The following is a 25,357-nucleotide window of genomic DNA, read 5'->3' as shown; positions in this document are numbered from 1 at the left end:
GTCTAAATTTATTGAGATTCTAAGTATTCGTTAATATTCTTATGTCGTTGTACAATTTCGTAGTTAGGCGAAGAAATTGAATAAAAGTTGCGGTCAATTTTGTTTTTATTTTCTTTGAGAATTTCAGCAAATCCTGAAGCTCCTTGAATACTTGTTAAGCCATGAACAACTACAAATGTTGTATTTGCATCATAGAAATCAATTGAGGTAGATAGGTCAAAGTAATTCACTTTGGAAATAGCATCATCCAATTGTGCGACAAACTCTTCAATTTCGTCTTTTTCATCATTACTGAATGGATACAATACATTAAAATGCTTAGCACTATCATTATCAACAAATTCCTTTTTTGCTAATATTGGAATAACATTTTCAAGTATCTCTTTAGCTTTCTTACCTTCTTCAGAGTTTGGATAAGTTAGCGCAATAAAATTAACGCCTTTTTTATAGGCCTCAAACCCTTTTAATCTTCCATTAGCTGATGCTTTTAGAATTTCAAACTTAGGAACAATAGGATCTCCTTCAAACTGCGTGATATAATCGTCTGCTTTTTGTACCACGTGAGCATACTTTTGCGCCCCAAAATCTTCAAACAAGCCTTCATAAATACTTTCTGGGCTGTTTTCGTCTTTTTCTAATTCTGATTTCGGATTTAATATAATTTGAGCATATCTAGATTCAGGATAATTACCAATGATATCTTCTTTCATTGCATTGGCTTTTGACGACAAGCCTAACTCCTCATAAATTTTATACAAATTATACTTTGATGGTAAAATCAAACGATCTTCAGGGTTGTTTTCAAGTAATGTTTCCAATTTGGTTTTCGCCAATTGGTACTCTCTAAACTTCTCTTTGTAAATAACTCCTAATTGATAATATGCATAATTGCGATCTTTAGCAATGCTGTCAATAACCTTCTGATCTGACGGAATCTTAGCAATGTAAAATTCTGGATCAAAACGTTCATCTTCAGAAGCATTTGCTGCAACATCTGTTGTTTGTAAAACAGAATTATTTCTTGTTCCTTTATCAGATAATCTCCAATTATCCTGGAGTTCTCTATTCCCCCAAATCTTAACAAATTCATTTTTACCGTAGGCTACAGTTGTTGGGTTATAAAAGTAAAACTCCTGACTTGCATTACCGCCTAGCGCATTTGGATTTGCTCTACCAGATTTTTCACTAGCAGCTGCGTTATTACTTCTAAATTGCTGTTGACCAGAACTAGAATTTCGTCGCTCTTCGGCTTCAGCTTTTTCTTTTTCAGCTTCAGCAATGGCTTTTAACTCATCTGTGTATGTTTTGAAATATGCCAACCTATCCGTTTCAGAAAAATTAACCAATCTTAGTATACTATCATTAATTTGAGCTACATCTTCATAATAAATAACATCTTCTAAATTTTCACGTTTTCGTTTGATAACACGATAGGGTTTAGAGTTAAGTTTCATATTAGTCATTGTACTATCATAATATGCTCCAGCCATTTTATATTCTGCCACATCAAAACTCATATCTCCAAGTGTAGCATAATCTCTGGCTTGAAGTTCTTTATCCCCTAAATTAGTTCTTAAAGACTTATTGTAATAGGCTACAGCAAGAGAATCGTCTTCGTTTGCTCTATGAAATTCTGCAATACGATAATAGATTTTATCTAAAAAAGGACGATTTTCACGATCTTCTTCCAAATCTGTAAGATAGTCAAGAAACTCCACTTGATTTCCATTATCCATATCAAAATTGAATGATTTTGCTAAATGTGCATTGATGTAATACGGTCTAGGAATTTTACGATGCATGTCTATTACTTTATCAAAAGCAATATTAGCACTATCCTTATGGCCAAACTCGTTGTATAATTGCCCAATAATGTAATTAAAACGTGCTGTTTCTTTCTTTTTCTTTGTAAACTCTGCCGCTATAGCTAATTGCGCTAAGGCGCTATCTTTAGCTTTTATGTTAAGGTAAGCTTGAGCTAAAATTGATGTAGCGTCAGCTAAATCTTGATCTTCGAGCTCTTCGTCTTCAAGCAAGCGTTTTAAGTTTTCAATTGCTAATTCGTTATTTTCTAATCGGATATTAGCTTTTTCTCTCCAAACCTTTGCGGTATTAATTTTATCACTGGCTGGGTATTTATACAAAATATAATTAAAGGCTTCTAATGCAGGAACAAAACGTTGGTCGAAATAACGTGCTTGACCTAAAAGTAAATAAGCCTCATCAATTTGAGGGTTGTATTCCTTTCCTTTGATGTTCATTCCATGTTTTTGAACTGCTTTGATTGCTTTTTCTTCGGCACGTTCAAAATCTTGGTTTTTAGATTGCCCTGGAAGTATAATTTCGTCTGTGACCTGCATACGTTCTATAGGAAGTAATTCCCAGAAGTTATCAGTTGCAGCATTATCAACAGTTTCTCTTCCTTTTTCTAAGGCAATATTTCCATTGTAAAGAATATTATATTTTGTCCCTAAGGCATGAAAGTTTCTATTGATAAATGTATCTTTTTTACGAGAGCAACTTGTGAAGGCAATCGTAATACAAAACAGCGATATAAAGACTTTAAAAGATGTATTCAAGTGGTTTAGTTTTTTGTAAGTATTATAACTAAATTCAACTACATATATTATGTAGTGCTGTAAAAATAAGCATCTTTTTGAATTATAGCCGAAAAATGGCAGGTTTTTAGATATATAGCAAGGCTTTATACTAGCTCTGAGCCTGAAAAATGAGCCTCTAACTCTTTAAGTGTTGCAGCATTGGTTGCCAGATCTTTAACAACTTCACCTTTTTCCAAAACAACAATACGTTCACATACATCTGTAACATGTAAAAGGTCATGACTAGACACTAAAACAGTAACGCCTCTCTTTTCTGCTAAGTCTTTAATAATTCCTTTTAAGCGTATTTGGGTTGTAGGATCTAGATTTGCAAACGGCTCATCTAAAATAATAACCTCAGGATTTCCAATGAGGGCAGCTACTATTCCTGCTTTTTTCTGGTTTCCTTTACTAAGATCTCGCAGGTACTTTTTCTGACCGAGAATTTCACCATGGAAAAAGTCTTCGAATTGAGCCAATAGAGCGTCAACATCTGCCTTGTTTTGTTGTCTTAAATCCCCAATAAAATAAAAATATTCTTCTGGTGTTAAATAACCGATAAGAAAACTTTCGTCAATAAATGAAGATGTAAATGGTTTCCAATCTTCACTATCATGAACCAATATATCATTGTTTTTTATAAACCCCGAAGTAGGTTGAATTAAATCGAGAAGTAAACTAAAGTAGGTGGTTTTCCCAGCACCATTATTTCCTACAAGTCCAAAACTTTGGCCTGATGGAATTTCTAAATTATCTATATTTAAAACAGTGTTGCCACTATATTTCTTTGAAAGATTTGAAGTTATTATCATGTTATTGTTATTTAATTTTGTTCTTTAAACCCTGCAACCATTGCGTACTTTTTGGAACGATATATTTCAGTGATTTTATTCATAAAAAAGTTTCTAAATACTACCCCCAGAACACCAATAACACCTAATACAATTGTAGCTATAAGTTGGTTAAAAATTAAATAAGGGATAAGGTAAACTAACATAGGTAGGCCTAAAAAAGGCAAGACAATTATCCATTGTGCGGCACTCATGCCTTGTGTATTCATCATTGGACTTTTCTCCAAATCAATACGCTTTTTGTTCATAGAAGACACCAAAAGTACCATTGGTATATTAACTCCAATATTATATAAAGCGCATGCAAAATTTAGAGCTAATACTTCCCATCCAAAATATACGTATGGAATCGATAATAAAAACAAAACAACCACGCTAAATGTGATAAGCCCAGCTTTTGAATCTAAATATTTTCTTAATGGAATATTTTGAGACATCATCATACTATAATATGAACTATCCCAAGAAGGTATAAACTGCCCAAAATTCGAAAGGAATATACCAGTAATAAAAATTCCTGCAATTACTAAAACTACTGGGAATTTGAATAACGAATCTTGTGTGTAAAAATAAAGTCCATAAAGTAAAAAAAGTATTGAAATAAAAACGGTCATTCGAGGTCGTTTGTTTCTCCAAATAAGTTTCAAATCTAGTTGTAAAAATGGCGCCATTTCACCGAAACGATTAGTCCAAGCTAAATCTTGCGTTTTGGCTTCTTCAGTCTTCTGTTTGAGAGATGCATCCAAAAATAGAATTCCCCTTAGGTTTTTATAATTTAGAACGTATGTTACCACTAATAATGCTATAGGAATTAAGGCTAAAATAGGGTTGTTATAAAGTATATTAAATGCTTTACCAAAAATAGTAGACACTTCTACAATTTTAAAATACTCTAAACCAATAGCTAGAATTAAAGCCCCTAAAATTGAAAAGAAGTAAGCATTTTTCTTATTAATTAAAAAATTTAAAAAGTTTATCGTTAACACAATTGAAATTAATGAGATAAACCAAGCCAAAACATTTGCAACAGGATAGTCTTTAACTAATAAGGTGATACAAAATGGAACAATCCAAAAGAGCGACATAACATTGAAAGAAGATAGTGCAGATTTGGTTAAAACATAATTTGTAATCTTATGTCTCGAAATTGGCAAAATCAATAATGGCTTTATATTTAAAACTGGAAGTTTCTGCATAAAATATCGAAATATCAGCTCAAACAATACCCAGTAAACCAAGTAATTATTGACTACTACAATTGGATCAATTTCAGGAAAAATCTTTTTCAAAATCTTATGTAGAAATACTCCAAGAAACAGGAAAATGACTATGAAATATAAAGCCATGAACCCCATAAATATTTTTATTGCTAAACTTTTTCCAAAATTAGCCGAACGAAAAAACTGTTTCCATTCTAGATTTAAAAAATGTTTGATTTTCATATTATATGGTTAGTTTTTAGACATTATTGGATGATTTGTGCTAATGTTTGGTAGTAATATGAACTGTTAGTACGTCTTAACCTCTTTTTGTTACACCTAAAATACATTTCCTAGATCGATTTCTTATTTTTGTATAAAAATAATTAGATGTCACAATTTCATAATCTCACCATAAAAAACATAAAAAAAGAAACCGAAAAAGCTGTAACCATAAGTTTTGAGGTTCCTGATAATTTAAAAGACAACTTTAAATTTCAAGCGGGTCAGTATATAACATTAAAAACTATAATTAATGGTAATGACATTCGTCGTGATTATTCGCTCTGCTCGTCTCCAAAAAGTGGAGAATTAAAAGTTGCCGTAAAAGAAGTAATAGATGGTACATTTTCAGCATTTGCTAACAACAAATTGAACGTTGGAGATGTTTTAGAAGTAGCTCCACCTAAAGGCCGTTTTGTATTTAACCCTAATGACTCTAAGACAAAAAACATTGCTGCTTTTGCTGCAGGTAGTGGAATCACGCCTATACTAAGTATTATTAAGTGTGCTTTAGAAGAGGAAGTTTACAGTAAGGTCATTTTGGTTTATGGAAACAAAACTACCAAAGACACCATGTTTTTAAATGAACTCTTAGAGCTTCAACATAAATATAGTAGTCGTTTTTCCATTCAATTTGTATTTAGTCAAGCTGACGAAGACAATGCATTATTTGGTCGTATTGAAAAGAGTACGGTAAATTATGTCATGAAAAACAAACATAAAGATATCGAAGTAGATGCCTTTTATCTATGTGGTCCGGAAGGCATGATTTACACTGTAAAAGATGTACTAACCGAACATCAAATTGATGAAGACCGCATACATTATGAGTTATTCAAAGCAGCTAAACCAGCCGAAATTGAGTCAACAGATATTGCAGATGGTCGTACTAAAATTACGATATTATTAGATGATGAAACCTCATCTTTTGAGATGTCACAAAAGCAAACCGTTTTAGAAGCTGCTTTAGACGAAGATATTGATGCGCCTTATTCTTGCCAAGGAGGGATTTGCAGTAGTTGTATTGCGAGAATTACTGAAGGAAAAGCTACAATGCGTCAGAACAATATTTTAACAGATGGTGAATTAGCCGAAGGATTAGTTTTAACTTGTCAAGCACATCCTACAACTCCAACAATTGTAGTTGATTATGATGATGTATAATTACAGGTCATCTAAATTAATTGTCTTTAGTCGTAATAATCAGCACTTTATCGAAAATCTCGAAGATATTCTTACAAATTCTTGATAGCTAATATTAATCAAAATAAATTCGTTCTAGATTTGAATTTAATCATTAGGGATTATCTAAAAATTCTAAATCTTGCCTCATTCTTCTGGAATGAGGCTTTTTTATTTTAAAGCTGAATTAACCTTCTCTATAATTTGCTTTGGAGTAATTGAACGCATAGCGTTTTGATAATCTTCAGGCATCTTGTTACCATAGATTGAGGTAGGAATTTTGGGATATTGGTTTCGGTCAGATAGAACTGTAGAATCCATTGAATGATTAAACGGTAAAAAACCTGCATATGGATGCGTAACACCCCAAATAGTAATCACGTTTACGCCAAGCATTGCAGCTAAATGAGCATTTCCAGAATCCATAGATAGCATAAGATCAAGATTTGAAATAATATCTAATTCTTCATCCATAGAAAATTCACCTGCAATACTTACCACATTTGGATTTTGGTCAGCAATAATGTTAAGTGTCTTTGCTTCATCATTGCCTGCACCAAACAAAATTATTTTATAGGATTTTGAAAGTTGTTCGATTACTAATTGCATTAAGTCTATGGGATACATTTTTCCATTAAACGCTGCAAATGGAGCAACGCCAATCCATGGTAAAGTATCACTTCCAATATGTTTTAAATATTTAGAATCTAAGTTGGCTTTGGGGGGAAATACTGGGTTGTCTAAATTTAGGTTATATCCCAATTGATCAAAAACGTCGGCATAACGTTGATGTGTCGATTTCAGTTGGCAGAAAGATTGTCCGTTTATTAACGCTTTTTTTTCTTGTCGTCCTTTATCAATTTGGATCACCTTTTTTCCGAAGAAAAAGAATTTTAAAATATTACTGCGTAACACATTATGTAAATCGGCTACTGCATCAAATTTTAAGGCTTTAAGCTGTTTAGATAATCTCCAGAGACCTATTATCCCTTTATGTTTATTCGTAATATCTGCCTCAAAAACTTGAACATTAGGAATGTCTCTAAAAAAAGGCTTAAAAAAAGACCTCGTTAACACAGTAAGTTTAACGTTAGGGTATTGGGTTGCTAATGTACGTAATACAGGAACAGTCATTGCAACGTCGCCCATTGCAGAGAGACGGATAACAAGGATGTGTTTTGGTTTTGGCATACTATTACTCTTGGTACACTCAATATTATAAAAGTGTTTTCAAGTGCATCACCTTTTTATGGTCGTATATATAAAATTGACCGAAAATTCGTAAAAGGTATTTTATTTCTGACTTCTTAATACTGGATTAAGCTCATCATCATTATACATTTTCATCTGCTTATATACTTTCATATACTTATCCCCTTCACTTATGTCTGATAATAAAGTATCTATTGCAGTAGACAAATCAACGCGTTGTTCTAATAAAATATCTAATTTTTTCTGACACGCTGCTTTATGTGTCTCAGAAGCATCCTCACGAGTAGCTTCCTCGTTCATATGATAAATTTTAAGTGCTAAAATAGATAGCCTATCAATTCCCCACGCAGGGCTTTCGGTATTTATGGTAGCATCAGATTTTGGAGTTACGTCCTTATACTTCTCAAGAAAAAAACTATCAATGTATTCAACCATATCCGTTCGATCCTGATTAGATGCATCAATCTGTCGTTTTAATTTTAATGCTGCTACTGGATCAATTTGAGGGTCGCGAATAATATCTTCATAATGCCATTGAACTGTATCAATCCAACACTTTCTATATAGTAAATGTTCTAATAAATTGGAGTTTTTATCATATATATTAGTAAAAGGTTGATCAACCGTATTAATAACATGATATTTTTCTATAACATCCTGAAAAATTTTATTTGCGTTCTCTGAAAACATAATCTGTGATTTTAAAGTGCAAATATAGAAGTTATTATTAACTTTAACTCGCTAAAAACAGATGACTACACATGCACATTCATAATTTATCATTAGATAATTCTATTTTAAATTCTTTTGTTTCTGAAATAAGAGATGTACAAATTCAAACTGACCGTATGCGCTTTAGACGAAATATAGAACGTATTGGTGAAATACTGTGTTATGAGATGAGCAAAACACTTGACTATACAGGTAAGATAATTAGAACGCCTTTAGGTGAAAGTGAGACTCAGCTTTATACAGATGATATTGTGTTGTGTTCTATATTAAGAGCAGGTGTGCCCTTGCATAGTGGGTTACTTAATTATTTTGATAACGCTGAGAATGCTTTTATTTCTGCTTACAGACATCATAAAGACAACCCTGAAACCTTTGAAATTATTGTTGAGTATTTGGCTTGTCCTAGCTTGGAAGGGAAAACACTTATCCTTGCCGACCCAATGTTGGCATCAGGACAATCAATGGTGGCTACATTTGAAGCATTAAAACCTTTTGGAACACCTAAAAATATTCATTTAGTTAGTGTTATTGGTGCTCAAGACGGTGTTAATTTTGTGAATAATCACTTCGGAAAAGATACACATTTATGGATTGCAGCTATTGACAAAACATTAAGTAACAAAGGCTATATAATTCCTGGATTGGGTGATGCGGGTGATTTAGCTTTCGGAAAAAAACTACAGCATTAATAATGCTATAGGTGTTATAATAATAACCCAAAGCAAAGTTTCCTTGAACCATTTTTCTGAAATCACTTCAAGGTAATTAGTCATAATTATTGATAAAGGAGCAAATAGAAAAATAAATTCACTTCCGTTTTTTTCAGGAGCAACCACAACGATAATAAGTGCTATAATTGCCATTATAATTATCAATTTAAAAGACGGTCTATAGCTTTTCATTTTAGCCTTAATGTTTTTAATGTAATAGAATAATGACCAAAGCCCAAAAGACAACAATAAAGTAGAGCCAACAATAATTTGTTTCGAATTTAATGCACTGTAATCTAGGCTGTAATTAAAAATATTACTTACAAAATTTAAAATGTCCATATCCATAATAATAAGATAAGATATAGCCATAACCAATACTGTTGCAACTCCTATTACCGGAATAATATAGTTCTTTAAGTCTGTGATAGCGTATGTTAGCAAGGCTATAAAAATGAGAACAAAAAAGACCGCTGACCAAAAATAGAATAAGGTTGCAATAGCAATCCAAAATGAGGCATCAAATAGTTTTTTTTTAATGTCTTTTTGAGTTCTCAGGCTAATGATTCGTCTTAATGCTAACAAAATAAACAGGTTTGCAACAAGAATTTTTGAGTTCAGTATGGTTTGGGGTAAAATCGCAAAGTATAACACAAAAAGAACAATATTATAGCTGTTTTTTTGGGTTAAACTATTTCGAGTTACAAAAAAATCAAAAACGAAAACAGAAAATAAGCATATCAAAAATAATGCGATTTGTTTTAAAAAAATATAAATGTCTGGTACCTCATTATATATGTTCAATCGTGTTAGTATAAATACAAGAAGTAGCATTAGACTCACCACGATATAATGAATTGGTTTTGATTTACTAAAAAAATTTGAAATCATGCTTATGCTTTTGTTGCTTTACTATTTTAAAATGAAAAAAATACGTAGTTTTGCACTGTAAATATATGATTATACCTTTGAAGCTCATTACGAGATTCTAAAAATATCGCTATAATGAAAGACTTTTTTTACGCAATACAAGATTTATTTGTTAATGTATTATTTGCTCCTTTTGATGCTTTAAGAGCATTAGAGCTTGAAAACTGGTGGACAGCCAACATGATGTCATGGATTTTTATCATCATTGGTATCATAGCTATGGTGTATTGGATGCTTCAACTTAAAAAATACAATGACAATAATGAGGAGGATAAAAGTATTTCTTCTCACTCTTACTTATAAATCGAAACCAATATCCTTTCGATAATTCATCTTATCAAAATGTAGTTTGTCTATATTTTGATAAGATTTTTTTATAGCTTCTTGATAGGTGTTTCCATATGACGTTATGGCCATAACTCGACCTCCAGAGGTTACAATTTTACCATCACTAATCTTTGCTCCAGCGTGAAATGGAATAGATCCTTCTATGTGTTGTAATCCTGTAATCACCTTGCCTTTTTCATAAGCTTCGGGATAACCTCCTGATACTAACATTACGGTTGTAGCTGCACGTTCATCAATTTCGATATCAATTTCATTGAGACGTCCTTCAGAAATGGCCTTAAACACCTCAACAATATCATTTTTAAGTCTTGGTAAAACGACTTCGGTTTCTGGATCACCCATTCTAACATTATACTCGATCACTTTAGGATCGTCACCTACTTTGATTAATCCAATAAATACAAATCCTTTATATGGCAAATTATCTTGTTGCAAACCATTAATTGTAGGTTTCACAATACGTTCTTCAATTTTATTCAAAAAACTATCGGTTGCAAAAGGTACAGGTGAGATAGCTCCCATTCCTCCAGTGTTTAAACCAGTATCCCCTTCTCCAATTCGTTTATAATCTTTAGCTGTGGGTAAAATTTTATAATGTGTACCATCGGTTAAAACGAAACAGCTTAGTTCTATGCCATCTAAAAATTCTTCGATAACCACTTTTGAGCTAGCGTCACCAAATTTAGCATCTACAAGCATATGCTTTAATTCGGTTTTAGCTTCATCTAAGTCATTTAAAATCAAAACACCTTTACCTGCCGCTAAGCCATCAGCTTTGAGTACATAGGGAGGGTTTAGAGTTTCTAAAAAATCACAACCCTTATCCACAGTACTAGCGTCAAAACTTTGGTATGCTGCAGTTGGAATATCATGTCTAAATAAAAATTCTTTTGCAAATTCTTTGCTTCCTTCCAATTCGGCTGCTGCCTTCTGTGGGCCAATTACTGCAACATGCTTAAGTTGGTCATCATTTAAAAAGAAATCATGTATACCTTGTACTAATGGATCTTCAGGGCCTACCACAACCATAGCTATAGCTTCGTCTAAAACCAAGGTTTTAATGGCTTCAAAATCGGTTACATTAATAGCTACATTTGTTGCTATTTCTGCAGTTCCAGAATTACCAGGTGCTACAAAAAGCTTGTCACATAAAGGACTTTGTTTCGTTTTCCAAGCGAATGTATGTTCTCTTCCTCCAGAACCAAGAATTAAAATTGTCATGACTTCAGTTTGTTTGCGCAAAAATAATTGTTTTTAGGGTTTAAGTAAACTTCGCAACAAGACTTTTTTTTCTTTACTTTACAATAAATACAAACTCTCTCTTTTTGAACCTTTTTGATGCTTCACTACGACTCAATGGCTACCCTTTAGAAAAGGCAAAGAAAACCTTGTCTGCAATACAAAGTAAAAGTGATGCCGACTTCGTATCCGAAATCAATCAAAAGAAAAAAGACATTGTCACTTACCATTTAGAATTCAATAACTATTATAGATCTTTAGCGCAGCAAATTAATGCTGAAGATTGGAATAGTATCCCAATCATGACTAAGCGAGATTTGCAATTACCTTTAGAGGAAAGGCTTTCTAAAGGATATAGTTCAAAAAAAGTTTATATTAATAAAACTTCTGGGTCCTCAGGTGACCCGTTTATTTTTGCAAAAGACAAGTTCTGTCATGCTATGACTTGGGCTGTTATTCAGAATAGATTTGGTTGGTTTGGATTAGATTTTAATACGTCAAAGCAAGCACGATTTTATGGAATTCCTTTAGATAAAAAAGGCTATTTTAAAGAGCGTTTTAAAGATCATTTGAGTAAGCGTTTTCGGTTTTCGGTTTTCGATTTAAGTGATACTGCATTCCAACAACATTTAAAAAGGTTTAAAACAACAGCCTTTGATTATATCAATGGATATACTAGTTCGATTGTTCAGTTCGCAAAATTTCTAGAACGCGAACAACTCAATTTAAAAGCGATTTGTCCATCCTTAAAAGCTTGCATTGTTACTTCAGAAATGTTATTTGACAAAGACAAAATTTTAATGGAACATTATTTTGGAGTCCCTATTATTAATGAGTATGGAGCTTCTGAACTCGACTTAATTGCGTTTCAAAACCCAAATTCTAAATGGCAAGTTAATAGCGAAACCATATTTGTAGAAGTGTTAGATTCTAATAATCAACCTTTACCTTATGGTGAGGAAGGTCGTATAGTTATTACATCACTTTACAACAAAGCTCATCCCTTTATCAGATACGATATTGGTGATATTGGAATACTTTCTAAAGACAGCACAATTAGAGTTCCTGTCTTAGAAAAACTAATAGGAAGAACTAATGATATTGCTATTTTACCTAGTGGGAAAAAAGCTGCTGGCCTCACATTTTATTATATTACTAAACGTATTATTGAAGACGATGGCAACGTGAAAGAGTTTATAATTGAACAATTAGAAAAACATCATTTTAAAATTAAATATGTCTGTGATGTCGTCATATCTGAAGATAAAATTAGGGTTATTACTGATGAAATGGAGCGGTATTTAGAGAAGGGTCTTACAATTTCGTTTGAACGACAAAATCAATTACAGCGTTCAAAAAGTGGTAAACTCAAACAATTTACATCTTATATAACCGATGCATCATGAGTAAGGAGGTTTTAATCATAACTAGTTATTTCCCTCCAGAAATTGGAGCAGCCTCTAATAGGATGTTTCAGTTGGCTAAAGGCTTGCAGAATACTGGATTTAATGTTACAGTATTAACACCTTTACCTAATTATCCCACGGGAAAAATATTTAAAGACTATCGCGGTAAATTTAAGCACGTATCTAGTGAGCATAATATTACAATTAATCGTCTTTGGATTTATGCTAGCAATTCTAAAAATAAAGCACTACGTTTAATTGCTATGTTGTCTTATAGTTTTAGTCTGATTTGGTTTTTTATGTGGAACAAAATTCCAAAAACGGTTATTGTACAATCTCCTCCATTGCTAGTTGCGTTTACTTGCATGCTTTTTTTAAATCATAAATCAAGAAACCTGACATTAAACATAAGTGATTTGTGGCCAATCGCTGGATTAGAGCTAGGCGCATTCAAAAAGAATTTTAGTTATGGCTTATTAGAAAAAATAGAACGTTATAATTATAAAAAAGCACGATTGGTTTTAGGACAAAGTGAAGAAATTCTAGCACATATCTCCTCAATTTATCCAAATAAACAGACATTTTTATATCGTAATTATCCTGATTTCAACCCTCCTAACATTTCTACATACACCTCTCAAAAGCCACTTAAAATTGTATATGCTGGACTTTTAGGTATTGCTCAAGGTATTTATAAATTATGTAATGAACTAGATTTTTATAATGTCGAATTGCACATATATGGTTCGGGTGCTGAACAAGAAAAAATTGAACGTTATATATTAGAACATCCTGAAAAATCCATTTTTTTTCATGGTCGAGTTACAAGAGAGAAACTACATCAAGAATTGATGTTGTATGATATTACAATTATCCCATTATTGAACCGGATTTATGGAAGCGTTCCTTCAAAAATATTCGAATATGCACGTTTGGGCTTGCCAATGGTATACTTTGGTGGTGGAGAAGGAGAACATATTATTACAAAACATGAATTGGGCTGGATTGCAAATGCTGGCGATTATAATGATCTCAATCGTGTGGTTTCTCAAATTAAATCCAAACATATTTCTGAAGACCAAAGAAGAAAAATTCAAGATATTGCTATTTCAAGCTTTAGTTTTAAAGAGCAATTAAATCGATTAAAGCAACTTCTTTAATAGGCTTTATCTTCACCTTTTATGGCATTCGAAAACGTTTGTGTTATGATTTTTAAATCTAACAATAAAGACCAATTTTCTATATAAAAAATATCATACTTTACACGGCCTATAATATCTTTATCGCTTTCAACTTCTCCTCTATATCCACTTACTTGAGCAAGACCAGTAATGCCCGGTTTAACAAAATGTCTCACCATAAATTTATCAATTCTTTTTGCATACATATTTGTGTGGCTTACCATATGTGGTCTTGGTCCTACTACAGACATGTCTCCAAAAAGCACATTAAAAAACTGAGGCAATTCATCAATGCTTGTTTTACGAATGAATTTACCAACTTTTGTAATACGTTGATCACCTCTAGTAGCTTGATAAATATGTGCATCTTCATTTGGGGTCATAGATCTAAATTTATAACAATCAAACTCTCTATAATTAAATCCGTTTCTAGATTGTTTAAAAAATATAGGTCCTTTAGACTCCAGTTTTATCAATATGGCTATTATAGGTGTAAGCCAAGATAATATGAATATAATAACTAAACTTGAAAATACAATATCGAAAGTTCTCTTAATAACCATATTAAAAGAATCTTCTAGAGGAATGTTTCTTAATGATAAGATTGGAATATAATCATAATACTCATATTTCAGTTTTTTAGAATAGATTTCTTTATTATCGGGAAGGAATTTTAAAATCTTTAAATTATTATCTGCGAAATCAACAATGTCGCTAATCTGTCCATTTGTTAACTCTGAAATAGAGCAGTACAATTCATCAATATCTTCCTCGTTGATATAGTCAAAACACTCTTTCAAGTTAGTTTTTCTACCTTCTTTAAAACTAAATGTCTTTAAATGGACATAGCCATATTCTGGGTTTTTGTTAAAAAATGTTTCTAGAGCTCTTGTTTTTTTATTGGCTCCAAAAATCACAGTTCTTCTAAAGTTTCCCCCAAAAGACACTCTGTATTTTTGCAGTAGATAATAGACAGTGTATTTGAAAAATGCAACCCCGACAAACACACAAAACACATATTTAAATATGGTAATGGGATAAATGTTTAAATTATGATAATACCCTGAAAAGGCAAAAATCACTAAAGTAAACAATACCATTTGGGTCAAAATAAGTGATAAGATTTTAAGTTCTCTGGTATACCTGTACACTTCATAAAATTTAGAATACACTGATATTGTAATCCAAGAAATTGAAGTAAATGCGATGAATATTACTGGATCAAGGCTTTTAAAAAAATATAAAATAGCTGTACTATTAATGACACTTAAGTCAATTAAGTATGAAATAGGTCTTAAATAACCTGAATACCTCCCTTGTTTAAATAAACTCAATTTACGCTTTTATGTGTTTTGAAAAATCTCTATGATCTCTTTTAAATAAATCTTCTCGAGGTAAGCTCTTAAAATATTCAAATGTTTTTTTCATCCCTTCAGTTCTATTCACTTTAGGTTCCCAACCTAATAGCTTTTTAGCTAAAGTGATATCTGGTCGCCTTTGCATCGGATCATCTATGGGTAAGTCCTTGTAGATTACCTTTTGCTTGGTGTTTGTTAACTCGATGATTTCTTCAGCAAAATCACGAATTGATATTTCATGTGGATTACCTATATTAACAGGATAAGCATACTCGCTTAGTAGCAATTTATAAATTCCTTCTACTTGATCATCAACATAACAAAACGATCGTGTTTGTAAACCATCACCAAAAACAGTTAAATCCTCCCCTCTTAAGGCTTGGCCCATAAATGCAGGAATCACTCTACCATCGTTTAATCGCATTCTTGGTCCATATGTATTAAATATGCGCACAATTCTAGTCTCTAAACCATGAACCCTATGATAGGCCATTGTTATTGACTCCTGAAAGCGTTTAGCCTCATCATACACACCTCTTGGCCCAATGGTATTTACATTACCGTAATAGTCTTCTGTTTGCGGGTGTACTAATGGGTCTCCATAAACTTCTGAAGTTGAAGCTATAAGTAATCTAGCTTTTTTAGCTTTAGCCAATCCTAAAAGGTTATGAGTTCCTAAGGACCCAACTTTAAGTGTTTGAATAGGGATTTTTAAATAATCTATTGGGCTTGCTGGTGAGGCGAAATGTAAAATATAATCTATTTTTTTTTCGATAGAAATGTGTTTGGTCACATCATGTTCTATAAATTCAAAATTAGGATTAGTATCTAAATGCTCTAAATTACGTTTATCTCCAGTGATATAATTATCCATACCAATGACATGATAGCCTTCTAATATAAAACGATCACATAAATGAGAACCTAAAAACCCTGCAGCTCCTGTAATTAATATATTTTTCATTAAATACTCAATAACTATCTTCCAATTGACGAATAAAAAAAGCCTTCATTTTTAACATCATTTATATCGTATAAATTACGTCCGTCAAAAATGACAGCGTTCTTCATTTTTGATTTCAATTTATTAAAATCTGGTGTTCTAAATATACTCCATTCTGTACATATAATCAAAGCATCCGTATCTTCGATGGCATTATACATGTTTTGAGCATAGTACAACTCATTTCCAAACTTTTTTTCGACGTTTACCATCGCCTCTGGATCAAACACCTTAATGGAAGCTCCACGACTCAATAGTTCATCTATTATATATAAAGCTGGAGCTTCTCTGATATCATCGGTTTCTGGCTTGAATGCCAGCCCCCAAATACTAAATGTTTTGTTCTTTAAATCACCTTTAAAATAGGCTTCTATTCTAGGGATTAATATTTTCTTTTGAGCATCATTAACTTCTATAACAGATTTCAAAATATTGAACTCATAACCATTATCTTTTCCCGATTTTTGCAATGCTTTTACATCTTTTGGGAAGCAAGAACCACCGTAACCAATACCTGGAAATAAAAAACGCTTCCCAATTCGAGAATCTGTTCCCATTCCTACTCTGACCTTGTCAACATCTGCACCAACTTTTTCACAAAAGTTAGCAATCTCATTCATAAAAGTAATTTTAGTTGCTAAAAATGAGTTGGCAGCATATTTAGTGAGTTCGGCAGAACGTTCATCCATTACTATAATTGGATTACCCGATCTTACAAACGGTTTATACAATTTTTTCATTAGTGTTGTAGCTTTTTCGGAACTAGAACCAATAACAATGCGTTCAGGTTTCAAAAAATCATCAACGGCAAAGCCTTCTCTTAAAAATTCTGGATTAGACACTACATCGAATTCAATATTCGTTTCTTTAGAAATAACATTTCTTACTTTATCTGATGTGCCAACTGGAACTGTGCTTTTATCTACAATGACTTTATAGCCCTTTAATAGTTTTCCTATATTTTTTGCAACACCTAAAATATATTTTAAGTCTGCAGAACCATCTTCATCTTCTGGAGTTGGAAGTGCTAAGAATATAATATCTCCATGCTCTAAGCCTTCAGCTAAAGATGTGGAAAATTTAAGTCTTTTAGCTTTAATATTACGGTCAAATATAACGTCTAAATGCGGTTCGTATATCGGCACAACACCGCTTTGCATGAGTTCTATTTTCTTTTCATCGATATCTATACAAAGTACTTCGTTGCCAGTTTCTGCAAGGCAAGTACCAGTAACTAAACCCACATAACCCGTACCTATTACTGATATTTTCATTTTATTTATTGTCTTTAAATATTTTATACTTAGCTTCAACGAACTCTTTCATTTCCTTTTCAAACCTTTCTTTAGAAAATTTGATGGAGTTTTGACGAATAAAAAGAGGGTCAAAATCTATTTTCTCAAAATTACATACGGCCTCTATTATATTTTGAGGCTGTTGCTTATTATATAAATATCCTGTTTTTTTATGAACGACTGTTTCTCTAACTCCTCCTTCATTAAAAGCAATAACTGGAGTTCCGCAGGCTTGCGCTTCAACAGGTATAATTCCAAAGTCTTCTTTTGCTGCAAAAACAAAAGCCTTAGCTTTTTGCATATGCTTTTTCAAGTTGTCAGAGTTCAAAAACCCTTTAATTATAATATTAGGATTCGCGATTTTTTTTATACTCTTAAACTCTGGCCCATCACCTGCCACAATAAGTGTTTTTTCTGGCATTAAATTAAATGCTTCTACAATAATTTTCATTTTTTTATAGGGCACCATTCTAGAGGCTGTGAAATAATAATCTTCCTTGTCTGTTACAACCTCAAAGGCATTTACATCAACGGGAGGGTAAATCACCACACTATCTCTATTGTAAATTTTTTTAATTCTCTTAGCTATATACATTGAATTAGCTACAAAATAATCTACTCTATTGGTTGTTGATATATCCCAAATTCTAATTTTACTTAAAACCCATTTAGCATATAGTCCTTTAATCCCTTTTTTTAGCTTAGAATCACTAATATATTGATGATACAAATCCCACGCATATCTCATTGGTGAATGACAGTAACATATGTGCAATTGGTCTTGAGTCGTTAATACTCCTTTTGCTATAGAGGCAGATGAAGACAATATTAAGTCATATTTACTCAAATCAAATTGTTCAATTGCTAATGGAAATAATTGTAGGAATTTTCGATGGTTAGATTTAGCTGTTGGTAGTTTTTGAATAAAGCTTACGTTTGAGTTTTTTCCATTTAAAATATAATCTCTATCATTTTCTTCTAAAAAATCAACAAGTGAATAGTGGTTAAAATCATCCCAGATATTATTGAGAGAGTGTATTACTTTTTCAGCACCACCATTAATGTAATACCAATCATGAATTAATGCTTTCCTCATTTTTGTATCCTCAAAAACATCTAGGTATTGAGAGACTCTTTATTTTAAGATTACTTAAAGCTTTATAGCATTGGCAAAAATACATTAATTATTGAAAAATAGTTCAATAAACAGTTTAATTATTAGTGTACTCTTCGATTAACTCAATAACTTTATTAGCGCTTTTTGACCATGAAAAATCTTGAATATTATAAAGCTTCTTTGTTTCACTTTCTTCAATACCTTTCTCTATACCTTGCTTAATTGAGTTTGTTTTATATGGATTTATATAAACCATTTTTTCATTTCCTATCTCTTTAAACACTGGAATGTCAGAAATAACACAAGTAAGCCCTCTACTCATAGCTTCAATAATTGGGATTCCAAAACCTTCATAAATACTAGGAAAAACAAACAATAAAGCATTGTCATAATATGTAACTAATTGCTCATCTGATATATCACTTAAAAATCTAACTCTATTATCAATTTTAATAGCGTTTTTATTTTCATTTTTAAAATGTTTTACTTTATTACCAATAATATAAAGTTTTAAAGAATCATTATTTATTTGAGAGAAAGCTTCTATCAAACGATTAAAGTTTTTTCTAGGATGATGTGAAGAAACCGTAAGAATATATTTTTCGTTTTCTTCAAGAAATTCTTTAGTCTTTGTTTTAAAAATAGAAGATAAACCATTATAAATCACAGTTATTTTTTCTTTTGAAATACCTAGCTCTTCATGAATTTCTTTTTTGGAAGCTTTGCTAACTGTAAGTACATGTAAGCCCTTTCTCGCTAGCTTTGGAACTAAGAAATTGTATACAAAAGAAAAAGACCTAGAAAAAGACTTTCTATAATGGCGAAAAGCTATGTCGTGTATAGAGATTATTTGATTTCTATAAAACAAAGGGCCTGTATAGCCAAAGGTTATTAATAATGGCTTATTCTTTTTCAATAAATAAAAGTATAAATCAAATTGTTCCCATAAGTGGCTTTTATTTATGCCTATAATTTTAGCATCAAGTTCTTTGGCTAAATCCTTATGAATAATTCCCGAATGAGTTACGAACTCAACATTGTGTTTGTAATGACTCTTTATTCTCTTTGATAATTCTAAGGCAAATCTTTGTACACCTGTAATTCTTTGAGTTAGAAATCGAGCATTAATTATTATCATTCTTTGTTTTGTTAAATAAAAATAAACCATTAAAAAAAGCAAAGAACATCACTCCGTCTGATCTTACTAATATGTTTTCAGTCATGGAAATACAAAATGTTAAAAGTAAAAAAAACAAATATAAAGCATGTACAGTATTAATTGCATTTTTAAAAAAAACAATCCATGAAAAAACAAAAATAGCTAAGCCAATAATTCCTGACGATATAAAGAAAAACAAAAATTGATTATGACTATTGAAGTTTCTCCAAGTATATATTTTAGTTCCAATTTTTTCGACATAACATCTGTTTAATTGCTCTTGATTATCTCCCACACCAACACCAAAAATTGCATTTTCCTTAATAACTTCAATTGCGCAATAGTAAATTCCGTTTCTAACATTGGTTGAGTTATAAGTCTCTATATCTCCTGTCTTTGTTGGTAATTCAAATTTAGTTTTGTAAACTTCATCTATTCTGTTTTTAAAAGGTTTTATAAAATAATAACCACTTAATAATAACAAAAGAGAAATAACTGAAGCTGTAAAATATACTCTTTTACTATATCTTTTAACTATAATAAATGTCATTAAAAAAGACACAAAAATTGCTAACACAGGCATTCTTGTAGCTAATAACAATAACCACCCAAATAATAATAATGTGATAAGGCATAAAAACAGTTTTATTACAATTTTGTGTTTAGAAAAGACTTCTTTAATTAATAAAAAAATAACAAACCCAATCCAAAGGCCTTGATACGTTGGGTGAGTATCTACTTTTTCTATGACTAGTTTTCTTAATCTTCTTATTTTTATTCTGTTTATCGTTTCAGAATCAATCTCTGCATATTTTTGAAGGTTATTGATTTTTATTTCATGTTGACTGAGGTCGCTCAATAGATACTCTATATTATATATTGAAAATGAGATTTGGATTAAAACCAACAAAAATACTGCAGTACAAAAGCATAATACTATTGTCTTTTGCTGTTTTGAACTAAACATGCTTTTATTAAGAAAAAGCACTACAGGAAAAACAAGCATAGACAACATATGTGTAAGAAGGCTAATTCCTCTTTCGATATTTTCTGAGTAAGCCATTGTTAAAACTAGACACAAAAAAGGAAGAATTGTAATCACAAGAAGTTTGTAATTTTTCTTCTTACCGTTTATTTTTCTAGAATTCAAGTATAAATACAATCCTAAGGCCGTCCAAAGTATAGTAAATATACTTCTCAACAAAAATGGCAATATTGGAAAAAGAGCTATTAGGCACGTAAAATAAAAAAAAACTATCCTTGGTTTATTACTTTTCATATCATATAGTTTTCTTAAAATCTTCATACTTCCTTAAATAAAGTAATGGGAACATTACTAAAAATGGAATGGCTTGAGTTAATGTAATAAACAAGCCTGAAATGAAAATAGCCACGGTTATAATAATGAGTTTTTGAGACCTCATTCCTTTTTCATAAAAAAACAATCCCCACATACAAATACCTACTATTCCTGTAGAATAGAGCATCAACAACCAATAGCTATCTAAGATTGCAACAGCGCCTTCTCCTCTTACTGCACTTCCCGAATCCCCTATTGCGCCACCATAAATAAAGTTATAATCAACGTCAATACTATTAAACCATATATCAATTCTTATTAAAATTGATTGTATATCTAATATTCCGTAATAGTTTAATATTATGAGAGCTACGATTATTAATATTAGAAGATATTTACTAATAAAAGCCATTCTTTTAATATTCTCTTTATTAAGTAAAAAACGTAAAGCAAAATAAATTACGAACCCTAATAATGCGCTTCTTGTAAAGGTTACGAATAAAAGCAGAAATGCTAAGAATTTTTTATATCTATACTTTTTAACATCATCCATTAAAATATAGGTGAATAATGCAAAATAAGACAATGCTCCAGAGCTACCAACTAAACCTGGTGACCTCCAAAAACGACTTAAAAACACACTTATTTGGAATTTATATTCATCATCAACGCCCCATTTATATTTTCCAGTAATTAATTTCATATAGTCTTCTGGACCTAAATAATAAGTTAAAAACACGAAAAAAAGATTTAGTATTACTAGATAAAACAAGAGCTTCAAAAGTATTGCCCATTGTTTGTTAGTTAATGACATTTGGTTATATATAAATGTTAAAACAAATATCATTAACACTTCTCTAAAACCTAAGTAAACAGAGGATGGTCCATCTGCATTATACAATAAGATAAGAAACATTAAAAAAAAATAGATGAAAGCAATAATATCTATTTTAGTTATTTTAATTCTTTTTATTGTAAATATTATAAAAGTCCCAATAATCATGAAGAAAGACAAAGGGTGCACAATAGATTTAATTTCCCAGTTTCCTAACGCTTTGAATACATTAAAAAGAAGAACTCCTTGAGTAGACATTAATTGAGCGAAAACTCCAATGAACAATATTCGATTTAATTTCAACTTCATACTATCTTATTTTATCACTTTCAGATATACTTTTATAAAGTTTTAAATATTGCTCAGTAATAATTGTATTGGAAAATTCATTAAGAGATTGTGGCTCTATATCAATACTTTTTTCTTTATTATTAATAAATGATATGATATTTTCAATATTATATGCAAAAACGGAATGAATTATTTCTTTAAGCTCAGTCAAACCGCCATTTTCAGACACAAAAATTGGCAACCCATATCTTGATGCTTCAATTACTACTCTTCCAAATGGTTCTTCCCATTGTGAGGGAACAATCAGCGCATCTATTTGTTGGTAAAATTGAGAAGGATTGACAAAGCCTAAGTATTCAATTTTTTTATTTTGATATTTCTTTTTTAAAAAGCTTATGTATTGATTGTTACCTTTACCTGCAATTTTTAGTTTAAACTGAAAGGAATTTATTTTAGAAGATGTAAAATCTTCTAATAAAACTTCAATCCCTTTAGCTTTGCTTATGGTTCCCATAAAACCAAAAACATTTGTTTTAGAGGTTTTTTTAGTTTTATGTGAAATTGAAGTATTATCAACTGAATTAAAAATCACAGAATTAATTAAATCCTGTCTCAACCCAGTATTAATATGCTTTTTTAAAATATAATTACTAATTCCAACAAATACTGATACATTATTGTTAACATTATTTATCTTCTTTTTACTAAGAAATTTACAATCTGCACATTGTGTTTCACATCTACTATTGTTTTTGTAAAATGTTGTTTTGTGGCACAATAAATAATAATCTCTAGCAGTATAAACTATTGGTTTTGAACATTGTTTTTTTATAAAACCTAAAATGTTTGTTGAAAACCCACTAATATTATTCACATGTACTACATCAGGGTCTATACTAGATAAAATGTCTTTTAATTTACTGGAGTAATAGAATGAATATGTATCTAAAAAATGCCATATCATCTTTTTTATTTTGCTAACTTTAATATCATCAAATGGCCAATAAATGTTTTTATTCTCCAGATAAATAATATCAACTCCATTTATGTTTCTCTTGTTTGATTCTTTATCCAAACATACAACCATGACACTGTGATTTTGACGATGTAACTCTTCTGCTAATAATTGAACTGATTTTTCAGCACCTCCCACTTGATTAGGAGCATACAAGGTATTAACTATTAATATTTTCATAATTATTACCTAATTTATTATTTTTGGCTGCGTTGATGGCGTTGATAAATATTTTAAAGTTTGAATTATTTCGACAATAAAAATACAATATTGAAGTAAAACAGAGTTTATTAAGATTATAAATAAGAGGGTTTTGTATTAAATATTTTTTTTCGAATACCATTCTGTTTCTAATTGTATAGTAAATCCTAAAGGAATCTCCACTACAAATAGTTTGAAAAACATTCTTCTTCTTTTTCGAAACATACCAAGAGCTATCTATATCGTTTACAACACTATCTAATAGAAGCACTATTTTTTTATTCAAATGAGTGATTCGATAACTCCAATCATGGTCATCTGAATAAAGGAAAAAATCCTCATTTGGAAACCCAATAGCATCTATTAGTGATTTATGAAAAAACATCCCACCATAAGGTGCATAGGAAATTCTTCCAAAATTTTTATTGCTTTTTTTTATTGGTTTTGGGTTAACTATTTTTCTAAGTTTATCAAACAGGTGAAACCCATAAAAACTATCAGTCCACCCTAAAACTAAATCAGGATTTTCACTTAAAACAGCGTCTTTATATTGGCTTCTATCTGGTCTATATGAAACAAGACATAGAGTACTTTTCTCCTTAATCAACCAAAAGTCATAGAGCTCATTGAGCGCGTTATTTTCTGGTTTATTGTCATCGTCTAACAACCATAAATATTCTACTTCCTTATCGTCTTTTGCAAACTCAAGCCCTTGCTTAAAAGCCTTTGCAGAGCCTTCGTTGCTATCATTCCAAATTACATGCATTGAATTACCTAACTCTTCTTGAAGTTGACGTAAACTATTTTTACTATCTAAAACTGAATTATTGTCTACTATTATAAATTTACTTACGCCTTCTTTTAAACACGCGTCTACAACCTGAGTAAGTAAATTAAATCTATTGGAGTAAGTTACTATTATTGCTGTTGTTTTCATATATAAAAATTAGACTTAACGTAACTTTCATGCTTATAAGGTGAGGGTTCAAAAATTAATATTGCCAAAAATCAATTTTAATTTCTAATAACCTCTCCAATTCTAAAATATCATCAACAAAGTATTTGTTTACTGAACTATAGTCACTAAAAGAGAGATTTTTTTCGTTTTCTGACAAAGTTTTCATGTTTTTTTTATTCAAAAAGACTTTAATAGGTTTCCTTATAAACTCAGGTAGGACAACTTTTAGTATATCTTTAAGACTAGATGATGTGTTTAAAAACTTTGACAAATAAAAAAAGTTTGCCTTTTGAGCTGGATTACTTTTTATATTAGTATTTAGCTCCGTTGTATTATCTAAACCAAGAAAATCAAGTATTTCACTAATCGTTTTATCTTTTTCATTAATGAACTTTTCAAAAAAAACGATTTTAATATGTTCATCAGGAAAAAGTGATTTAATCAATTTAATTTTAGTAGAGTATAAGCTCCTAGATATATACCCTAAATGATTTTTCTCAAAATGTCCAAGTTCATTAGACTCATAATCTTTATGCGTTTTAGGATGTTTTAATCTATATGATTCCATTTCGATTGCCTTCAAAAAACTTTGATTTTCATAACCTCTTTTTTTACTCATTAAATAATGAGAATATGCTCTTTTCACAGGATCTCTTAATAAAAAAATTATTTTAACTTCTTTATTTCCATAGCAATCAATAATTCTCTGAAGAGATCTGTCTTCAATTTGTAAATTGGGATTAATGTTTCCAATTATTTTTTCATTTGAATAAGACTTAAAAAAAGTTTTAAAGTATTCAACACCTCTTTCATATAACTCGTTGACATCAAAAAAATGTGCTTCTTTTTCTTCTGGTAAATAAATCTCTGGGTGTTGAATTAAGATATCATGTAACAATGTAGTTCCTGCTTTTTGAGCTCCAACACAAAAAAAATCTAATTTATTCATTATG

Annotated in this window: 22 protein-coding genes; 5 read left to right on the top strand and 17 right to left on the bottom strand. The window is 30.9% G+C overall.

The window, feature by feature from the left end; all coding sequences use genetic code 11:
* Positions 1 to 8: 8 nt before the first annotated feature.
* The 3 genes from porW to ACTU6T_RS06640 all read right to left on the bottom strand — a co-directional run bounded on the left by porW (position 9) and on the right by ACTU6T_RS06640 (position 4,893).
* Positions 9 to 2,579, bottom strand: coding sequence for a type IX secretion system periplasmic lipoprotein PorW/SprE (porW, locus tag ACTU6T_RS06650; protein ID WP_460220457.1), 2,571 nt, complete (start codon positions 2,577 to 2,579; stop codon positions 9 to 11).
* A 125-nt stretch (positions 2,580 to 2,704) separates the two neighbouring features.
* Positions 2,705 to 3,412 (bottom strand): ABC transporter ATP-binding protein, encoded by a 708-nt coding sequence (locus tag ACTU6T_RS06645; protein WP_460220456.1) that lies wholly within the window; start codon positions 3,410 to 3,412, stop codon positions 2,705 to 2,707.
* Between the two features lie 11 nt (positions 3,413 to 3,423).
* Positions 3,424 to 4,893: a DUF5687 family protein gene (locus ACTU6T_RS06640; protein WP_460220455.1), complete on the bottom strand. Its 1,470-nt coding sequence runs from the start codon at positions 4,891 to 4,893 to the stop codon at positions 3,424 to 3,426.
* A 147-nt stretch (positions 4,894 to 5,040) separates the two neighbouring features.
* Between ACTU6T_RS06640 and ACTU6T_RS06635 the strand changes: the two genes are divergently transcribed.
* Entirely contained in the window at positions 5,041 to 6,096 is a 1,056-nt protein-coding gene (locus ACTU6T_RS06635; RefSeq protein WP_460220454.1) for a 2Fe-2S iron-sulfur cluster-binding protein, read from the top strand.
* A gap of 189 nt (positions 6,097 to 6,285) precedes the next feature.
* Here the strand turns inward: ACTU6T_RS06635 and ACTU6T_RS06630 are convergent, their stop codons facing one another.
* Both ACTU6T_RS06630 and ACTU6T_RS06625 read right to left on the bottom strand, forming a co-directional pair.
* Complete coding sequence (locus tag ACTU6T_RS06630; protein ID WP_460220453.1) at positions 6,286 to 7,305, bottom strand: glycosyltransferase family 9 protein; 1,020 nt, start codon at positions 7,303 to 7,305, stop codon at positions 6,286 to 6,288.
* A 102-nt stretch (positions 7,306 to 7,407) separates the two neighbouring features.
* A complete protein-coding gene (locus ACTU6T_RS06625) occupies positions 7,408 to 8,016 on the bottom strand; it encodes a DUF4254 domain-containing protein (protein ID WP_460220452.1) in 609 nt (202 codons plus the stop codon).
* Between the two features lie 71 nt (positions 8,017 to 8,087).
* On the opposite strand from ACTU6T_RS06625, the gene upp reads away from it, so the two are divergent.
* Positions 8,088 to 8,747: a uracil phosphoribosyltransferase gene (upp, locus tag ACTU6T_RS06620; protein ID WP_460220451.1), complete on the top strand. Its 660-nt coding sequence runs from the start codon at positions 8,088 to 8,090 to the stop codon at positions 8,745 to 8,747.
* Here the strand turns inward: upp and ACTU6T_RS06615 are convergent.
* Positions 8,736 to 9,659: a DUF6427 family protein gene (locus ACTU6T_RS06615; RefSeq protein ID WP_460220450.1), complete on the bottom strand. Its 924-nt coding sequence runs from the start codon at positions 9,657 to 9,659 to the stop codon at positions 8,736 to 8,738. The genes upp and ACTU6T_RS06615 overlap by 12 nt on opposite strands.
* Positions 9,660 to 9,773: 114 nt before the next feature.
* On the opposite strand from ACTU6T_RS06615, the gene ACTU6T_RS06610 reads away from it, so the two are divergent.
* On the top strand, positions 9,774 to 10,001 hold the full coding sequence (locus ACTU6T_RS06610; RefSeq protein WP_460220449.1) for a DUF6341 family protein: 228 nt from the start codon (positions 9,774 to 9,776) through the stop codon (positions 9,999 to 10,001).
* On the opposite strand, the gene purD is transcribed toward ACTU6T_RS06610, so the two are convergent.
* Positions 9,996 to 11,267 (bottom strand): phosphoribosylamine--glycine ligase, encoded by a 1,272-nt coding sequence (purD, locus tag ACTU6T_RS06605; RefSeq protein WP_460220748.1) that lies wholly within the window; start codon positions 11,265 to 11,267, stop codon positions 9,996 to 9,998. The genes ACTU6T_RS06610 and purD overlap by 6 nt on opposite strands.
* Before the next feature lie 104 nt (positions 11,268 to 11,371).
* Here purD and ACTU6T_RS06600 point away from each other — a divergent pair, with 104 nt between their 5' ends.
* Both ACTU6T_RS06600 and ACTU6T_RS06595 read left to right on the top strand, forming a co-directional pair.
* Entirely contained in the window at positions 11,372 to 12,691 is a 1,320-nt protein-coding gene (locus ACTU6T_RS06600) for a phenylacetate--CoA ligase family protein (RefSeq protein WP_460220448.1), read from the top strand.
* The gene (locus tag ACTU6T_RS06595; RefSeq protein WP_460220447.1) at positions 12,688 to 13,851 is read left to right on the top strand and encodes a glycosyltransferase family 4 protein; all 1,164 of its coding nucleotides are present in this window, start codon (positions 12,688 to 12,690) and stop codon (positions 13,849 to 13,851) included. The genes ACTU6T_RS06600 and ACTU6T_RS06595 overlap by 4 nt, the downstream gene beginning before the upstream one ends.
* On the opposite strand, the gene ACTU6T_RS06590 is transcribed toward ACTU6T_RS06595, so the two are convergent.
* The 10 genes from ACTU6T_RS06590 to ACTU6T_RS06545 all read right to left on the bottom strand — a co-directional run bounded on the left by ACTU6T_RS06590 (position 13,848) and on the right by ACTU6T_RS06545 (position 25,353).
* Positions 13,848 to 15,206, bottom strand: coding sequence for an undecaprenyl-phosphate glucose phosphotransferase (locus ACTU6T_RS06590; RefSeq protein ID WP_460220446.1), 1,359 nt, complete (start codon positions 15,204 to 15,206; stop codon positions 13,848 to 13,850). The genes ACTU6T_RS06595 and ACTU6T_RS06590 overlap by 4 nt on opposite strands.
* Position 15,207: 1 nt before the next feature.
* The gene (locus tag ACTU6T_RS06585) at positions 15,208 to 16,194 is read right to left on the bottom strand and encodes a UDP-glucuronic acid decarboxylase family protein (protein ID WP_460220445.1); all 987 of its coding nucleotides are present in this window, start codon (positions 16,192 to 16,194) and stop codon (positions 15,208 to 15,210) included.
* A gap of 14 nt (positions 16,195 to 16,208) precedes the next feature.
* Positions 16,209 to 17,507: a UDP-glucose dehydrogenase family protein gene (locus ACTU6T_RS06580; protein WP_460220444.1), complete on the bottom strand. Its 1,299-nt coding sequence runs from the start codon at positions 17,505 to 17,507 to the stop codon at positions 16,209 to 16,211.
* Position 17,508: 1 nt separating this feature from the next.
* Complete coding sequence (locus ACTU6T_RS06575) at positions 17,509 to 18,624, bottom strand: glycosyltransferase (RefSeq protein WP_460220443.1); 1,116 nt, start codon at positions 18,622 to 18,624, stop codon at positions 17,509 to 17,511.
* 115 nt (positions 18,625 to 18,739) lie between these two features.
* Entirely contained in the window at positions 18,740 to 19,783 is a 1,044-nt protein-coding gene (locus tag ACTU6T_RS06570) for a glycosyltransferase family 4 protein (protein ID WP_460220442.1), read from the bottom strand.
* Positions 19,770 to 21,083 carry an O-antigen ligase family protein gene (locus tag ACTU6T_RS06565; RefSeq protein ID WP_460220441.1) on the bottom strand — a complete coding sequence of 438 codons (1,314 nt, stop codon included), beginning with the start codon at positions 21,081 to 21,083 and terminating at the stop codon, positions 19,770 to 19,772. The genes ACTU6T_RS06570 and ACTU6T_RS06565 overlap by 14 nt, the downstream gene beginning before the upstream one ends.
* A gap of 1 nt (position 21,084) precedes the next feature.
* Entirely contained in the window at positions 21,085 to 22,248 is a 1,164-nt protein-coding gene (locus ACTU6T_RS06560) for a hypothetical protein (protein WP_460220440.1), read from the bottom strand.
* 1 nt (position 22,249) lies between these two features.
* Positions 22,250 to 23,425: a glycosyltransferase gene (locus tag ACTU6T_RS06555; RefSeq protein ID WP_460220439.1), complete on the bottom strand. Its 1,176-nt coding sequence runs from the start codon at positions 23,423 to 23,425 to the stop codon at positions 22,250 to 22,252.
* Positions 23,406 to 24,383, bottom strand: a complete 978-nt coding sequence (locus ACTU6T_RS06550) for a glycosyltransferase family 2 protein (protein WP_460220438.1) — start codon at positions 24,381 to 24,383, stop codon at positions 23,406 to 23,408. Before ACTU6T_RS06550 ends, ACTU6T_RS06555 begins: the two co-directional genes overlap by 20 nt.
* A 55-nt stretch (positions 24,384 to 24,438) precedes the next feature.
* Positions 24,439 to 25,353, bottom strand: a complete 915-nt coding sequence (locus ACTU6T_RS06545; RefSeq protein WP_460220437.1) for a sulfotransferase family protein — start codon at positions 25,351 to 25,353, stop codon at positions 24,439 to 24,441.
* Between the last annotated feature and the right edge of the window lie 4 nt (positions 25,354 to 25,357).

The organism is Psychroserpens citreus, assembly GCF_055686305.1.
The sequence above is the reverse complement of the archived record's forward strand: the minus strand, read 5'-3'. Positions and strand labels throughout refer to the sequence as shown.